The organism is Rickettsia canadensis str. McKiel, from assembly GCF_000014345.1.
Taxonomy (GTDB): domain Bacteria; phylum Pseudomonadota; class Alphaproteobacteria; order Rickettsiales; family Rickettsiaceae; genus Rickettsia; species Rickettsia canadensis.
This window is the reverse complement of sequence record NC_009879.1, coordinates 355,770-372,630: the sequence shown is the minus strand read 5'-3', so window position 1 is coordinate 372,630 and position 16,861 is coordinate 355,770. Positions and strand designations below refer to the sequence as shown.

The following is a 16,861-nucleotide window of genomic DNA, read 5'->3' as shown; positions in this document are numbered from 1 at the left end:
TAGTTTTATTTTTGAAAATATCGATAGTATAATATAATAATGTTACCCTGAAAAGATAATTATTTATGTCATCTATCGAAGATACTAAAGAAAAACCGAAAAGCGTCAAATCAACGGCCAAATTTAATGACTTATCAATTGCCTTAAAGAAGAATTTACAAAGAAGGAAAAAAGTCCAAAAGGAAAAGAATAATATTGGCAATAAACCCGATTTGACATATTAATATAAATTTCATAGTATTTTGATGTTATGGACACAAATAAATTATATCTTTTCAAAGATAGACGATTTTTACCAAATTTTATAATACAATTATGTGGTTGTCTTAATGATAATATATTAAAAAATGCTATTGTAATTCTTATTACTTACAGTATTTCAGGAGCTTTAAGTAAATATAATAATCTACTTGTTTTAATTGCTAATGCTACTTTTGTACTACCCTTTATAATATGCGCAAGCATAGCAGGACAAATTGCCGATAAATATGAACGTGCTAATCTTATTAAAATAATTAAGATTTGTGAAATCGGTATAATTGCCTTTACAATTTATGGATTTCATTATAATAATCTGCTAATACTGTTTTGTTCTATTTGCTTAATGGGTATACACTCTACTTTTTTCGGTCCAATCAAATATAGCGTAATACCCGATCACCTCAATAAATACGAATTACTTGGAGCTAACGGCTTTGTTGAAGCTGGAACTTTTCTCAGTATTTTTATCGGTACTATAATCGGTAGCTATTATACAATCAGCAATAATTTTATAATTTATTCCTTAATTACCATTGCCTTTCTCGGCTTCATTACAAGCCTTTTTGTACCAAAATCGGGTAACGCAAATCGTGATATTAAAATAAATTTAAATATTATAGATGAAAGCATCAACATGATTAAATATGCTAAAGCAAAAAAACAGATATATCTAGCTATACTCGGCATTTCATGGTTTTGGTTTATCGGAGCTGCTATAATTTCTCAAATACCTTTACTTGCTAAGATAACTTTTAAAGCCGATGAGAATGTTGCTAACTTATTCTTAGCAGTTTTCTCCCTTGGTGTTGGGGTTGGTGCGTTTTTATGTAGCAAAATATTTGAAGATGAAATTACCGTTAAATATCTATTTATTTCAGCACTAGGTATCAGTATTTTCGGTATTGATTTATTCTTTGCAAGTAGAATTAGTTCAGTTAACTACGAACCTACTCAACTAAAAAGTATTTTAGTATTTTTATCGAAAAGACATAATTGGCGCATAGTTATCGATTTATTTTTCTTAGCAGCAATAGGCGGTTTATATCTCGTTCCACTTTTTGCAATATTACAGCATTACGCAAACCCTGCTCATCGTAGCAGAATTATTGCTGTTAACAATCTTATCAATTCCATTTTCATGATGGGATCAACAATTATTTTATCTTTATTATTTTACCTAAATTTCACTATACCCTGGATTATATTATTTATTAGCCTAGCTAATATAATCGTTACTATACATATTTACCAATTAATACCTGAAGTTAAAATTATTCCGTATACACTATTGCGGAGAATATTACAAATCTGTTTTGACCTTATGTATAAGGTTGAAGTTAAAGGATTTAAAAATTTTCAAAAAGCAGGCAAAAAAGTAGTAGTAGTTGCTAATCATATTTCATATCTTGATCCACCACTAATTGCTACTTACTTACGTGAAGAAATGACTTTTGCAATTAGTCCCGATATACAAAAAATATGGTGGATTAAACCATTTTTACGTATGGCAAAAACTTTGCCGGTTGATCCAAGTAATCCAATGGCAATAAAGACCTTAATAAAAGAAGTACAAAAAGAACAAAAAGTCGCTATCTTTCCAGAAGGTAGGATAAGCGTTACCGGCTCTTTAATGAAAATTTATGAAGGTCCGGGCATGATTGCCGATAAAGCCGGTGCTACCATTTTACCGGTTAGAATAGACGGAACTCAATTTACTCACTTATCAAAATTAAAACACATATTAAAAAGAAAAATATTCCCTAAAATTACTATAACGGTTTTACCGCCGGTAAAATTTGCTAATATGAATGCTGTAAGTAATCAAGAACGACGCAGTTATATAGCGAGGACTCTTTATGATATCATGGCTGACATGATGTTTGAGAGTTCAGACTATAAAAATACTTTATTTTCGTCTCTTATAGAAGCCGCTAAAATTCATGGATTTAAGAAAAAAATAGTTGATGATTTTGAAAATAATGTGGTTACTTATCGAGAGTTAATATTAAAATCTTTTATTCTCGGTAATTTAATCAAAACGAACAACATCTTTGGCAGAAATTTAGGCTTAATGTTACCTAATACCACAAATACATTAATTGCTTTTTATGCTATGCAATCTAGCGATTATGTTCCTGCTATAATTAATTGGAGTAGCAGCATAAGTACTATTATTAAGTCCTGTAAACTTGCACAAATCAAAGTAGTTTACACCTCAAAACAATTTATCGAGAAAGCAAATTTACATGAATTGATAACCAACTTATTAGATTTCGGTATTAAAATAATATATTTAGAAGATTTTACAAATCAGATTAGTATAGCTCTAAAACTAAAAGCCAAAATAGGTAGTTATTTTGCACACACTTATTACAATTATTTGTGTCGTAATCGTGATGACGAAAAACCGTCAGTGATCATTTTTACTTCAGGTACTGAAGGAGAACCTAAAGCCGTATTACTATCTCACAGAAATTTACAAACTAATAGATATCAAATAACTGCTAAAGTACCTTTTAGCCCTGAAGATATAGTATTTAACTCATTACCTTTATTTCATTGTTTTGGTCTTGGAGGTGCAATTATTACAACTTTAAACGGTATTAAGCTATTTTTATATCCTTCTCCACTAAATTATAGTACTATTCCTGAAGTTATATACGATGTCGGCGCAACCATATTAATTTCTACCGATACTTTTTTAAATGGTTATGCTAATTACGCTCACCCATATGATTTTTACTCATTACGCTATATATTTGCCGGTAGCGAAAAATTAAAAGAATCTACAAGAAAATTTTGGCTTAATAAATACGGCATACGTATTTTTGAAGGATATGGGATTACAGAAGCATCACCTATTATAGCTTGTAATACTCCTATGCACAATAAAGCAGGCACGGTCGGAAGATTATTACCAAAAATTGATTATAAACTTGAAAAAGTAGAAGGAATAAATGAAGGGGAACGTTTATTCATCAGGGGACCTAATATAATGCTTGGTTACTTAGAATCAGAAAATAACCATACTTATAGAGAATGGTACGACACCAACGATATAGTCAAAATAGATTCTGAAGGATATATAACAATTTTAGGACGTGTTAAGCACTTTGCTAAAATAGCAGGGTACATGATATCTCTTACAAAAATTGAAGAACTTGCAAGTGAGATTGATCCTGACTCTCTGCATGCCGCTATTTCTGTCCCTGACAAAACACACGGAGAAAAGATTATTTTATTTACTACCGGTTCCATTATAAATAGCAAAAACTTTACAGATGTCGTATCTAAAGCTCAAATTTCTTTATTACATTTACCGAAAGTAATTATTACCGATTCAGAAATACCTCTGCTTGCAAATGGTAAGATTGACTATCTTGAAATAATGAAAAACGTGGATAGGTATATACAATGAATTTTTACAAAAGGAAAATATATGTCAGTACATAATAGCATCATTTGTAGTCACTAGAAAATATCTAATAAGTTTACTACAGACTTGGCAACAAGATAAGATAACTATTACAGAATTTTATGAAACCCAAGAAGATATTGATTATACTATTGAATTTCTCAATACACCAAATAGGAAAAAATTGAAGAAGGCATTAAAAAATCGAAATATAAGCCTAAGACAAGCCTTGAAGAAGGTATAACACAACTTAATAGACAATATTCCTTATATACAAGTAAAGTAATATTAATAGCACTATTTGGTAGTTTTTAAAGTAGGAATCATTGTGAATTAACTTCTCAACATCCATCGACTTGATCGGCGTTATTACACATGCTTCACAAAATACGCTCAGGATGTCATTCCCACGAAAGAGGGAATCCACAATAAATAGTATATAGTACATACTTGATAACCATATAAAACAAGGTTTTTATATGGTTTACTAAATTCCCCGCCTACGCGGGAATGACATCCTGAACATTCGTCCAACTAACTACTACGTTAATCCACAAATAATTGCTTTAAATACAGCAAACCATAAATCAACACACCTATTATGATAAATATTGGAGTTAAAGGCAGATCAAAATAGAAAGAGCTCAGTGCAGCACAAAAATTAATAAATAAAGAGATAAGAATTGATATTATAATCATCTGAGAGGGACTATATGACATAAACCGTGCGATCATAGCAGGAATAAGTAAAATAGCAGTCACCATAAGTACCCCAACAATCTTTATAGCAGAAAATACCGATAATGAGAGCAAAAGTAAAAATATTAGCTCAATAATATTAACCTTTAAGCCTTTTATAACCGCAATATCCCTATTGATAATTATAAGAAGAATTTGATTATAAAAATATATTATAAAACCTATAATAGTTATTAACACTATTGCAAGTATAATAAAATCATTAAAAGATACAGATAAAATATCTCCAAACAACAAATTTACTATATTATTTTGCAAAGAAGTAAAATAATTAATAACTAAAGCTATAGCTAACATAAAGCTAGAAATTAAGTTAATAACTGCATTTTTTTCAGCATTATTTTTAAAAATGAACACAAAAAACGAAAAAAGAATCGCAACTATTATGCCTGAATATATTAATGGGAAATGTGCTATAATACTTATGCTAGCTGCTAAAAAACTGCTATGAGCAAGTCCGTCACTGAAATAAATATATCTCTTCCATAAGGCAATGCAGCCAAGGGGAGCAAATATGCAGCTAATTAAAATTAAGGCTAGTATTATTAAAGTCATCTCAATATATTATATATATTTGTTGCACAGTGGGATAATATTCATGTCATTCCAGTGAAAGCAGAAATCCAGGAAAAATACTAAAATTGTTAGTATTATAAAATTGTTTCTGGATCCTGTAGTCAAGAAGCCACGGGATGACATTGGAAAGAATCATATAATATACCTATAGACTATGTCTTCAATTGATAAAAAAGAATTAGAAAAATTTGAGAAAATTTCTCATAATTGGTGGAATAAGGACGGAGATTTCGGTATCTTACACTGTATAAACCCTATTCGTCTTGAGTATATAATAGAGAAAATAACCTCACATTACAACGATATTTCTAAATTAGAAATATTAGACGTAGGTTGTGGGGGAGGATTAATTGCAACTCCTCTAGCGGCGCAAGGTTTTAACGTTACGGCTATTGATGCACTGCAAAGTAACATTGAAACAGCAACTGCTTATGCTAAGGAAAACGGTGTAAAGATAAATTATTTACAATCTACTATAGAAGAATTAAAGAGCAATAAGCTATATGATGTGGTAATTTGTCTTGAGGTTATTGAGCATGTAGAAAACGTACAGCAATTTATACTAAATTTGGTGCAGCATATTAAACCAAACGGTATAGCAATAATTTCTACGATTAACCGCATGAAAAAAGCTTATATACTCGGAATAATAGTTGCTGAATATATTTTAGGCTGGGTACCGAAAAACACTCATAATTATAGTAAATTTTTAAAACCCTCGGAAATTTATGAAATGCTTACAGATACCGGTATTGAAATTAAGGAGCTGAAAGGTTTGATATATGATATGGCTAAAAATGAATGGAAATTAAGCGACAATATAGAAGTAAATTATTTTATGTATTTAGAAAGAAACACACATTAGATGTAATCCGTGACTTGACTACAGTATCCAGAAAAAATTAAAAAAGACTGGATCCCGTGATCAAGTAGTGGGTAAATAGGAGGATATAATAAATGACTAACGTAATTACTAGATTTGCTCCGTCACCAACGGGGTTTTTACATATAGGTTCGGCAAGAACCGCTTTGTTTAACTATTTATTTGCAAGGCATCATAACGGTAAGTTTTTGCTTCGCATTGAAGATACTGATAAAGAAAGATCCACAAACGAAGCTGTAGAAGCTATATTCTCAGGTCTAAAATGGCTAGGTCTTGATTGGGACGGTGAAGTTATATTTCAGTCAAAACGTAATGATCTTTACAAAGAAACTGCACTAAAATTACTGCAAGCAGGTAAAGCATATTATTGTTTTACTAGCCAAGAAGAAATAGAAAAACAGCGACAAAAAGCTTTAGAAAATAAGCAGTATTTTATTTTTAATAGCGATTGGCGTGACAAAGATCCTGCGGCCTACCCTACTGATATTAAGCCGGTAATACGTCTAAAAACCCCACGCGAAGGTAGTATAACAATTCGTGATACTTTACAAGGCGATGTAGTAATAGAAAATTCTCATATTGACGATATGGTGTTATTGCGTAGCGATGGCACTGCTACTTACATGCTAGCGGTTGTAGTAGACGATCACGATATGGGTATAACTCATATTATTAGAGGTGATGATCATTTAACCAATGCAGCAAGACAAATCGCTATTTATCAGGCTTGCGGCTATGCCGTACCAAGCATGACTCATATACCGCTAATTCATGGAGCAGACGGGGCAAAATTATCGAAAAGGCATGGAGCCTTAGGCGTTGCAGCTTATAAAGATATGGGATATTTACCGGAAAGTGTGTGTAATTATTTATTGCGTCTTGGTTGGAGCCACGGCGATGATGAAATTATTTCAATGGATCAGGCTATAAAATGGTTTAATCTTGATTCGCTCGGTAAATCACCGGCTAAACTTGATTTTGCTAACATGAATAGCCTTAACGCCCACTATTTACGACTACTTGATAATGATAGTGCAACTTCAAAGACTGTAGAGAGATTGAGACAAAATTATAATGTTAGCAAGCAGGAAGTAATCTATATAAATCAAGCAATACGGAGTTTGTTAGTCAGAAGTGAAACGTTGCTAGATCTAGTACAGCTTGCTCAAATTTATCTTGTCGATTCTCCTATCATCTACAAGCAAGATGCAAAAGAAATTATTGAAAATTGCGATAAGGATTTAATCAAGCAAGTTATAGAAAATTTAAACAAGCTTAAGCAGTTTGATAAGGAATCAGTGCAGAATAAATTTAAAGAAATAGCAACTCATAATGGCTTAAAACTAAATGAGCTTATGAAACCGGTTAGAGCTTTAATAACCGGCATGACAGCTTCACCGAGCGTGTTTGAAATTGCAGAAATTTTAGGAAAAGAAAATATTTTAAAGAGGTTAAAAATTATATGAAAGATTATGTAAAGAAAATTGCTTTTGTTTTTAGCGGGTTATTTATAATAACCGGTAATTTTGTTTTGTATAGCATACAAAACGTCAATGCATCAACGACACCAAAAAAGTATGGAGCTTGGACTTTAAACTGTACTCTTAATGAGAAAAAAAAACTTTGTTTCTTATCACAACAAATTAATAATCTAGAGAAAGATAAAGAAAAGGAAATATTAGCCATTTATCATATAGGATACTTTAATCAAGAACAAGAAGAACAGGAACTAAAGATAATCGAAATAGTCCCATCAAATGTTCAAATTCCGGCAGGTACTATTATTAATAGCGGTGATAAACGAATAGCAGCAGGAAAATATGTAAATTGTACGGTAAATGGCTGTCAGGCTCTAGCTACTATTACGCAAAATGATCTAGATATAATTTTATCAAACAACAATTATGTAGAACTAATAACTGCAGACGGTAAACAAGCTAAAATTTCATTTATAAAAGACGGCTTAAAGGAAGGAATAAAAGCTTTGAGTAGATAATAAATAATTAGTAAATTAAACTTTGTTGCGTGGACTGTTTTTCATCGTCATTGCGAAAAGAAACTGTAAGTTTCAACAAAGTAATACAGTCACAAAATACTAATCTTCAGCATTTTTATCGATTGTCGTACAATCTGGCTACTCACAATGACGACTTGGGTATCTACACAACAAAGTCTTGGGTCACTTAACTCATAAACAACTATTAAGTTGCTTTAACGCTTAATTAAGCATCGTGATGATGGTGTGTCCATCTATGTCCAGGGTTTGTCTTCCAGCGCCTAAACTTGTTTCATATTCAAGAACCCATGGTTGATGCAATGCCATGCATGAGTACCGCATAGTATTTACTAGATGAACGTAGCCAATTAAGACGTATGGTAAAATTAGCACAGGTTAAATGTTAAATTTATTAATTCAAGAACAGAAATATGATATCGTACTTTATTAAAGCATTTAAATGCCTTCATAATTTACAAACTATAAATGCTAAAAACCTCCGGAAAAGGCTTTAGAAAAAGTAACAGAGACTATAGAAAGATTCTTGCTTATTTATAATAGCAGCGTATTTAGAAATAATAACAACTATTAAATGTTTCCACTAATTTTATCAAGCAACATTTTCACTTCAGAACAAAAAAGAATATTGCAAAAAGTCGTTTTATGAAATTTCTTTTTAAACATTCACAATAATACAAAATAAAAATTCAGCTTATTCAGCTTTTATGTTATAAGCTAAAAACTATTTTTATATTTCCAATGTGCAGCTTCACCGCTCTCTGCATGATAATGCATCTTATGATCACGTATTTGTATCTCTATTTTATAATTATCCTCAGTTATAATAATAGTATGCAAAGATTGATAGCCGTTTGGTTTAGGATTAAGAATATAATTTTTGAATTTATCCTTTTCATACTCATAAAGATTATGAACTACTTTTAAAGCTTTATAACATTTCTCTTCATCTATTACCACTATTCTTATTGCAAAAATATCTGTTAATTCTTCTAATTTTATACCCTTACGATATAATTTATATAAAATTGATATTGGATGTTTGATCCTACCTGTTATTTGAGCAGTAATGTCATGTTTAGATAAATTATGATTCAAATGTTTAATAACCCTTTGGAGCAAAACCACCTCCTTAATTTATACTAATTCAGTTAATAGTTATACTTTACAAATAACTAAACACCAAATAAAGCAATAAATTTATTATGTTAACATTTCTAATTGATTTGTTTTTAGAAAAATTATTATATTTTATTTTTTGTGGAAGAGTTTTATCAAAGAATTTATTTTTAAATCAAGCAAAAAATCACTGTAAAACCCATTTGTACAACTTTTATTCTTGTTGCATAAATCAGTTTTTTTACTGTCATACCGCGACTTGAGACCACGGTATGACCTAGAGTGTGTTTCAATACACGCATTCGAGAGGATGACATCAATCCATGCAACAAGACCAGTTTTTATTTAGACTTATCGCATAACTTATCTTAATATAGACTTAGAAGTCCATACCGCCCATGCCTCCCATACCGCTACCACGCATTGGCATTGGCTCTTCCTTCGAAGGTTCATCAACAATCAAAGTTTCTGTGGTAATAATTAACGAAGCAACGGAAGCCGCATCTTGTAGAGCAGTACGTACTACTTTAGCAGGGTCAATAATTCCTGCTTGAATCATATCGACATATTGCATATCTTGAGCATTAAAGCCAAAATTTTTATCCTTATGTTCTAGTAATTTACCAACTACTACACCACCGTTTTCACCAGCATTTTCAACAATCTGTTTTAGCGGATCCTTTAAAGCTTCTATTACTATTTCAATACCTGCTTGTTGATCCTTATTCTCTACTTTAAGCTTTGTTAAAATTTGTGACGTATGAAGTAATGTTACACCACCGCCAGCAACAACACCTTCCTCAACTGCAGCTCTTGTAGCAGCAAGTGCATCTTCAACACGGTCTTTACGCTCTTTCACTTCAACTTCCGTAGCACCACCCACCTTTAATACAGCAACACCACCGGAAAGTTTAGCTAAACGCTCTTGTAGTTTTTCTTTATCATAATCAGAAGTAGTTTCAGCTATTTGAGATTTAATTTGCAACACTCTATCTTCAATACTTTTCTTATCACCACTACCGTCAACAATTACGGTATTTTCTTTGGAAATGGTTACTCTTTTTGCAGTACCTAGACTTTTAATACTAACATTTTCAAGCTTCATACCTAAATCTTCAGTAATAAGCTCACCTTTAGTTAAGATAGCGATGTCTTCCATCATTGCTTTTCTTCTATCACCAAAACCTGGAGCTTTTACTGCTGCAACTTTTAAACCACCACGTAATCTATTGACTACAAGCGTTGCAAGAGCTTCACCTTCAACATCCTCAGCAATAATTAGTAGTGGACGCTGCGATTGCACTACAGCTTCAAGTATAGGTAACATCGGTTGTAAATTTGATAATTTTTTCTCAAATAATAAGATGAAAGGGTTTTCAAGTTCAGCAACCATCTTCTCGGAATTTGTTACAAAATATGGTGATAGATAACCTCTATCAAACATCATACCTTTAACTACTTCAACATCGAAGCTAAAATTCTTTGCTTCTTCAACGGTTATTACACCTTCTTTACCGACTTCCTCCATTGCCTTAGCAATTTTTTCGCCGATTTCCTTATCACCGTTTGAAGATATAGTACCAACCTGTGCGATTTCCTCTTGACTATTAATCTTTTTACTAGATTTTTTAATTTCTTCTACTACTGTGTTTACCGCTAAATCCATACCACGCTTTAAGTCCATAGGATTATAACCGGCAGCTACTAGCTTATTACCCTCACGAGCCAAAGCTCTAGCAAGTACTGTAGCTGTAGTAGTACCGTCACCTGCTACTTCCGCAGCTTTAGTGGCAGCTGATTTTAATAGCTGAGCTCCTGCATTTCTAATTTTCTCTTTTAATTCAATCGATTTTGCAACCGTAACACCGTCTTTAGTAATTTTCGGTGCACCGAATGACTGCTCGATAAGTACGTTTCTTCCTTTTGGACCTAAAGTAACTTTTACTGCATTTGCAAGTATATCAACACCTTTTAGCATTTCTTCACGAGCTTCTGAACCATGTTTAATAAGTTTTGTTGCCATATGTAATTTCTCCTTTTATAAATAAACAATTAATTAATTATACCAAGAACATCGTTTTCTTTCATAACGATCAGTTTTTCACCTTTAATTTCGATTTCGGTACCTGCCCACTTACCGTATAAAACTTTGTCACCGACTTTTAACTCTAAAGGATAAACTTCACCTTTTTCATTACGAGTACCTGTGCCTACAGCGGTGATAATACCTTGCATAGGCTTTTCTTTAGCAGTATCAGGAATAATAATTCCACCTTTAGTTTTTTCTTCGTGTTCGATAGGCTTTATTGCAATTCTATCATGTAATGGTTTAAAAGACATTTTAACCTCCAATTATTAAATCTTTAAATATGTACATACTATATATATTTTATTTTTGTTAGTTCAAGGGGAAAGAACAAAAATTTTTTATTAGACCTCTTGCTATAACCTATCTTATAAAGAATAATTTGCAAGAGGTTAGATAATAGATCTATTCTTTATCAAAATCCTCTAAACTAACTCCATGTTTAGTTTTACTCCATTTAAAGGGACAAAAAATTATTTAAATACTGCTTTAGATGATACATTTTATGATGCTACATTTATGTAATATAAAATAACTAGCCCATAAGATCAAAGCTACTAATATTTTGAAATTTTATTTTTCTACTTTTCAAAGAATTCTTTAATATATTAAAGAGCGCTACCATACAAATATAAAAGCGAAAAACACTCTTAACACACCATAAAATAATTAATTATGGAATTTTTATTTATAACAATACAAATATTATAAAGGGTAAACTCAAAAAATGATAAGTAGATAAGCCGATGAAAATATAAATTGTTATTATTTGCAATACGGTGTTTATTCTTGTGTGCTTTTAAATACAAAAAATATTTGTAAAAAGCCTTTAATCCATCATGACCTTTGATTGAGCCAATTTCCCTAAACTATTCGGTGCTTCATCTAGAGTATAGGAGTCAAGAATAGCTACTGTATAATTCCGGGATTAGTCTTATACCAAGCTCGGCATCTTCCGTTACTTCTGTTACATTATAAGTATCCACCCGGCCAAGCTTATGTTAATATATCCGTTTTAAAATGATTACTAGTACTACCAAGAAAGAGGTGTAGGCAGTTTTAGCAAACTTAATACTTTCAAGATAAGATATATGCAAACCTAAACTATATTCTATAATTAAACATTTTGGATTCTCATTTTTATTATAAAAATTAAGCTTAGCTTAAAGACAAACATATTAGGATGGCAAGTTTCTAAACATTGCTAGATCCTTAAGCAACTGATCAGATTCAGGGTTATCTTCAGCATCATAAACCACTAAATACTCACCACGTAAATATTCTAGAGCATCATTAAGTGCTTTCGGTTTAGTTCCAGGTAAACTTTTTAGCACAAATATCACATAAGAGTAAGATAGTAAATTATATAAAGCTATTTCTTTAATCATTAAATGATCATCATCTGCAATAATTATTTTGACATCTAGCTTATCTTTCAGATAATTAATTAATAAAATATTTTTTATTAAGCTTACTTGATTCTTGATATAACAGCACTAAAATTGTATAAATCGGCAAAGCTTTTTCCTCATTTTGAGAAATGTTTCATCTGATAATCTTGAATATTACTCACTCTATCATCCACACAATGATTATAATGTGTTGAAGACAATGACTATAGGAAATCACATCTCATGTTATTCCTAACCTCCTCTATATCATTCCAGCGTAGGCGGGAATCCAAAAAAATAACCTTAATATCAGTATAAACATTACACATTAATTGACAAAATAAACTTAAAAAAACAAGTGTTTATAGGTTTTACTGGATTCCCGCCACAGCGGAAATGATACCAAACGTGTTTTTCGATCCATACATCAAAGCCCATCAAGACAGTCCATGGTATAATATCGAGGACTTCTTTAGCTTTATATATTAAGACCCAAGCAATACCTGATTTTGTAGTTTAAACAATTCCGCTGCACCGACTTTAGCAAGTTTCAACATTGCTAAAAATTGCTCTTCGGAAAAAGGCTTTTTCTCTGCTGTGCCTTGTACTTCTATTAGATTACCATTACCTGCAAACACAAAATTAATATCCACTTCAGCATCACTATCTTCTAAATAATCTAAATCTAGTATCGTCTCACCTTTATATATACCACAAGAAATAGCTGCAATTTGGCTAATTAACGGGTTTACTTTTAAAATGCTCTTTTTCATCAATAATCTAATAGCTAGGTGCAATGCTATGTAGCTCCCTGTTATTGCTGCCGTTCTAGTACCACCATCAGCATTAATCACGTCACAATCTATAATAATTTGTCTTTCACCAAGTTTTTTTAGGTCAATTACACATCGCATCGCCCTACCTATCAAACGCTGTATCTCTTGTGTTCTTCCACCTTGTTTTCCAAGTACTGCTTCTCTTTTAATACGCTGTGATGTAGAGCTTGGAAGCATACCGTATTCAGCAGTAACCCAACCTTGATTCTGCCCACGTAAAAACGGTGGTACGGTAGTTTCGCAAGTAGCACTACATATGACATGCGTCTTACCTATTTTAATAAGACATGAACCTTCTGCATTAACAAGTGGTGATAATTCTAATGAAATAGGACGTAATTGGTTGCTTTTTCTTCCTGACTGTCTCATATTACTATAATATTATATTGAAAATTTTAGATTTTTTATTATATCTTATTAATCTTAAAATAACAAAGTAGATAATATGACGGATAATAATATAGAAAATAACGAAGAAGAAATAAGAAAAGCACCAAGTGCTAACGATAGAGAGGAATTAACAGAGTTAAAAGCACAAATTGAAGAGCTAAAAGATAAGCTAATAAGAACTACTGCCGAAATAGACAATACAAGGAAGCGTTTAGAAAAAGCACGTGACGAAGCAAAAGATTATGCGATTGCTACATTTGCTAAAGAGCTACTAAATGTTAGTGATAATCTTGCAAGAGCATTAGCACATACACCGGCAAAGCTTGATGTAGAAGTCATAAATATTATTGAAGGCGTTCAGATGACTAAAGATGAGCTGGATAAAATCTTTCATAAACATCATATTGAAGAAATAAAGCCGGAAATAGGATCAATGTTTGACTATAATCTACATAATGCAATTTCACAAATAGATAATACGAAATATGCACCAAATAGCGTTATTACTGTAATGCAATCAGGATATAAAATTAAAGATAGACTACTTCGCCCTGCTACCGTACAGGTTACTAAAAAACCTAAGCAAGAAGAATAATATGAGTAAAACTGCTATATTGTGGCTAGTTTTTTTAGGGATTTTTATAAGCGGCTTTATGCTAATTTCAGATGCAGTAAAACCATTTTTTATTGCATTTATAATATCTTACTTACTACAACCTACTATCAATTTTATCGCATCAAAATTTAAAATATCAAATAAATTTGCATCGAGCATAATTTATCTAATATTTTTGAACATATTTTTCTTAAGCTTAACTATTTTAGTACCAATAATTTATGGACAAATTTTTACTTTTATACATAATATTCCGAAATATAAAAATTATTTTCAAGGAGAAATATTGCCGCCTATAATGGTAAAAATTTATTCGATAGAACCGGATATTGCCTATAAGATCAAGGATTCTTTAAGCAATTTTATAAATAGTATATTTACTATACTTAGTAGTATTGCTAATAATCTTTGGCGTTATACTATTATCACTATTAACATATTTGTTTTATTGTTACTTATACCTATAATATTATTTTATTTCCTACGTGATTGGAATAATATTATTGAAAATATGAAATCATTATTACCTATAAAAAGCAGAAACAAAATCCTTGAAATAATATCGGAAATTAATGATCTGTTATCTGCTTACATAAGAGGACAGCTAAATATTTGCTTATTATTATCTACTTATTATAGCATTGCATTTACCGTAATAGGTATTGATCTTGCTCTTTTACTCGGCATTTTAACAGGGTTTTTAGTTATTATTCCTTTTATTGGTACTTTTATAGCGTTTCTCTTGACCCTAATTATCGGTTATGTAACTTTCAGTATGACTGCAAAATTATTATATATAATGATGATTTATTTAGTCGGGAATATTTGTGAATCTTATGTTTTAACCCCTAAAATTATCGGTGATAAAATAGGTTTGCATCCACTTTGGATTATATTCTCAATTTTTGCTTGCGGTAGTTTATTTGGAATTATTGGAATATTTTTTGCCATACCGATTGCCGGCATTACTAAAATTTTACTCTTGAATCTAATTACATTTTATAAATTCAGTAAGTTCTATCGATTAGAGGGATAAGTATAGTATTGTTGTATGGTTTTTAAAAAGCGATCAATGTTCTTCCCAAGAAAGTGGGAATCTAGTAAAACCTATAAAAAACTTGTTTTTTTAGGTTTATTTTGTCAATTAATGTCTAATTTTACCGGTATTAAGGTTATTTTTCTGGATTCTCGCTTTCACGGGAATGACACCATAAACCTAGAACAATGCTGCTAAGGATCAATAAATGCAGCAATATATATTTCGTTTTACTACTCCTAATAAATATCATCCTGATGAATTTATTGTTTCTAGTTCTAACGATCAAGCGTATAATATTATACAAAATTGGCAACACAGATTTGGCGTTAATCCTTATAAATTTACTTTATTAATTAAAGGTCCTTCTTCTTCAGGCAAAACTTATTTAACCAAAATATGGCAAAATTTAAGCAATGCCTATATTATTAAAGATATCTTTTTTAATGAAGAAATTTTAGAACAATACAATGCTTTTATTATTGAAGATATTGAAAACTGGCAAGAGCCGGCATTACTGTATATATTTAATATTATTAACGAAAAACGAAAATATCTTTTACTTACCTCGTTTGATAAAAGCAAAAATTTTGCTTTACCTGATTTATCTTCACGTATTAAATCAGTGCTTAGTATAGTATTAAACTCTCCTGATGATGAATTAATCAAAGTTCTAATATTTAAGCATTTTTCTATTTCTTCAGTAATAATATCCAGGCAAATCATAGATTTTCTTTTAGTAAATTTACCTAGGGAACATTCTAAAATCATAGAAATATTAGAGAATATTAATCAAATTGCTCTAACTTCCAAAAGAAAAATCACTACTTCATTAGTCAAAGAAGTTTTAAATAAGTATAGTCATACAATATTATAACTTTTTCCTTGACTTTAAATCATGCTCATTATCTTTCTATAATTTAACTTTTTAGAAAAATTTGTGCTAGGATACGGAAAAGAACAAAAAGTTTAAATAGAAAATAAAACCGGCTATAGGTTTATTATCTATAGGTACTTTTTTAGAATATTTTGATCTTATTCTATGTTCAGTACTATTTAATAAGCTTTTCTTTTGCAATACTATACTCACGTTAATCGACTTCTTGCAGCTTTTTTTCTTTTGAATCTACTTTTATACTTTTAGACCCTTAGGAACTCTATTATTTTGCTGGATAGAAGATAATATGGGTTAAAAACCCACTGCATTATTACCACTATTTTAATATCCGTTTCTTACGTCATCATGGCTAATCTTCCTAATTATGGACCCAAGCACAGGTGCTAGTGCTGCTTAGATAGTAACTATATGTGTAGTATCGTGCAGATATATCATAGAAAATTTTGGAATAAATTGCAAAGAATTATAATTTATATGTAGAAGAGAAAATGAATATACAAACTATTTTAGCATATTTTTTTCGTGTAAATTCTGGTGTTGCTTGTTTTGACTTATATTTATTGTACATCATTATTAAAAAT

At 30.9% G+C, this 16,861-nt stretch carries 13 protein-coding genes and 1 pseudogene; 8 read left to right on the top strand and 6 right to left on the bottom strand.

The window, feature by feature from the left end; all coding sequences use genetic code 11:
- Window positions 1-250: 250 nt before the first annotated feature.
- Window positions 251-3,679 (top strand): acyl-[ACP]--phospholipid O-acyltransferase, encoded by a 3,429-nt coding sequence (locus tag A1E_RS01555; RefSeq protein ID WP_012148474.1) that lies wholly within the window; start codon window positions 251-253, stop codon window positions 3,677-3,679.
- A 543-nt stretch (window positions 3,680-4,222) separates the two neighbouring features.
- Here the strand turns inward: A1E_RS01555 and A1E_RS01550 are convergent.
- Window positions 4,223-4,990 (bottom strand): metal ABC transporter permease, encoded by a 768-nt coding sequence (locus A1E_RS01550; RefSeq protein ID WP_012148473.1) that lies wholly within the window; start codon window positions 4,988-4,990, stop codon window positions 4,223-4,225.
- Between the two features lie 175 nt (window positions 4,991-5,165).
- On the opposite strand from A1E_RS01550, the gene ubiG reads away from it, so the two are divergent.
- The 3 genes from ubiG (at window position 5,166) to A1E_RS01535 (ending at window position 7,890) form a co-directional block, all read left to right on the top strand.
- The gene (ubiG, locus tag A1E_RS01545) at window positions 5,166-5,876 is read left to right on the top strand and encodes a bifunctional 2-polyprenyl-6-hydroxyphenol methylase/3-demethylubiquinol 3-O-methyltransferase UbiG (RefSeq protein WP_012148472.1); all 711 of its coding nucleotides are present in this window, start codon (window positions 5,166-5,168) and stop codon (window positions 5,874-5,876) included.
- Window positions 5,877-5,968: 92 nt separating this feature from the next.
- A complete protein-coding gene (gltX, locus tag A1E_RS01540) occupies window positions 5,969-7,360 on the top strand; it encodes a glutamate--tRNA ligase (protein WP_012148471.1) in 1,392 nt (463 codons plus the stop codon).
- Entirely contained in the window at window positions 7,357-7,890 is a 534-nt protein-coding gene (locus A1E_RS01535) for an invasion associated locus B family protein (RefSeq protein ID WP_012148470.1), read from the top strand. Before gltX ends, A1E_RS01535 begins: the two co-directional genes overlap by 4 nt.
- A gap of 735 nt (window positions 7,891-8,625) precedes the next feature.
- Here A1E_RS01535 and A1E_RS01530 read toward each other — a convergent pair.
- The 5 genes from A1E_RS01530 to rph form a co-directional block, all read right to left on the bottom strand.
- On the bottom strand, window positions 8,626-9,030 hold the full coding sequence (locus A1E_RS01530) for a bifunctional (p)ppGpp synthetase/guanosine-3',5'-bis(diphosphate) 3'-pyrophosphohydrolase (protein ID WP_041405268.1): 405 nt from the start codon (window positions 9,028-9,030) through the stop codon (window positions 8,626-8,628).
- A gap of 376 nt (window positions 9,031-9,406) precedes the next feature.
- On the bottom strand, window positions 9,407-11,050 hold the full coding sequence (groL, locus tag A1E_RS01525) for a chaperonin GroEL (protein WP_012148468.1): 1,644 nt from the start codon (window positions 11,048-11,050) through the stop codon (window positions 9,407-9,409).
- 29 nt (window positions 11,051-11,079) lie between these two features.
- Window positions 11,080-11,367 (bottom strand): co-chaperone GroES, encoded by a 288-nt coding sequence (locus tag A1E_RS01520; protein ID WP_012148467.1) that lies wholly within the window; start codon window positions 11,365-11,367, stop codon window positions 11,080-11,082.
- A 924-nt stretch (window positions 11,368-12,291) separates the two neighbouring features.
- The gene (locus A1E_RS06750; protein ID WP_012148466.1) at window positions 12,292-12,501 is read right to left on the bottom strand and encodes a glycosyltransferase family protein; all 210 of its coding nucleotides are present in this window, start codon (window positions 12,499-12,501) and stop codon (window positions 12,292-12,294) included.
- Window positions 12,502-12,989: 488 nt separating this feature from the next.
- Complete coding sequence (gene rph, locus A1E_RS01510; RefSeq protein ID WP_012148465.1) at window positions 12,990-13,709, bottom strand: ribonuclease PH; 720 nt, start codon at window positions 13,707-13,709, stop codon at window positions 12,990-12,992.
- A gap of 76 nt (window positions 13,710-13,785) precedes the next feature.
- Between rph and grpE the strand changes: the two genes are divergently transcribed.
- The 4 genes and pseudogenes from grpE to A1E_RS07415 all read left to right on the top strand — a co-directional run bounded on the left by grpE (window position 13,786) and on the right by A1E_RS07415 (window position 16,575).
- On the top strand, window positions 13,786-14,325 hold the full coding sequence (grpE, locus tag A1E_RS01505) for a nucleotide exchange factor GrpE (protein ID WP_012148464.1): 540 nt from the start codon (window positions 13,786-13,788) through the stop codon (window positions 14,323-14,325).
- Window position 14,326: 1 nt separating this feature from the next.
- A complete protein-coding gene (locus tag A1E_RS01500; RefSeq protein WP_012148463.1) occupies window positions 14,327-15,382 on the top strand; it encodes an AI-2E family transporter in 1,056 nt (351 codons plus the stop codon).
- Window positions 15,383-15,590: 208 nt separating this feature from the next.
- Complete coding sequence (locus tag A1E_RS01495) at window positions 15,591-16,259, top strand: HdaA/DnaA family protein (RefSeq protein ID WP_012148462.1); 669 nt, start codon at window positions 15,591-15,593, stop codon at window positions 16,257-16,259.
- Between the two features lie 63 nt (window positions 16,260-16,322).
- Window positions 16,323-16,575 (top strand): annotated as a pseudogene (locus A1E_RS07415) (hypothetical protein).
- The last annotated feature ends 286 nt before the right edge of the window (window positions 16,576-16,861 follow it).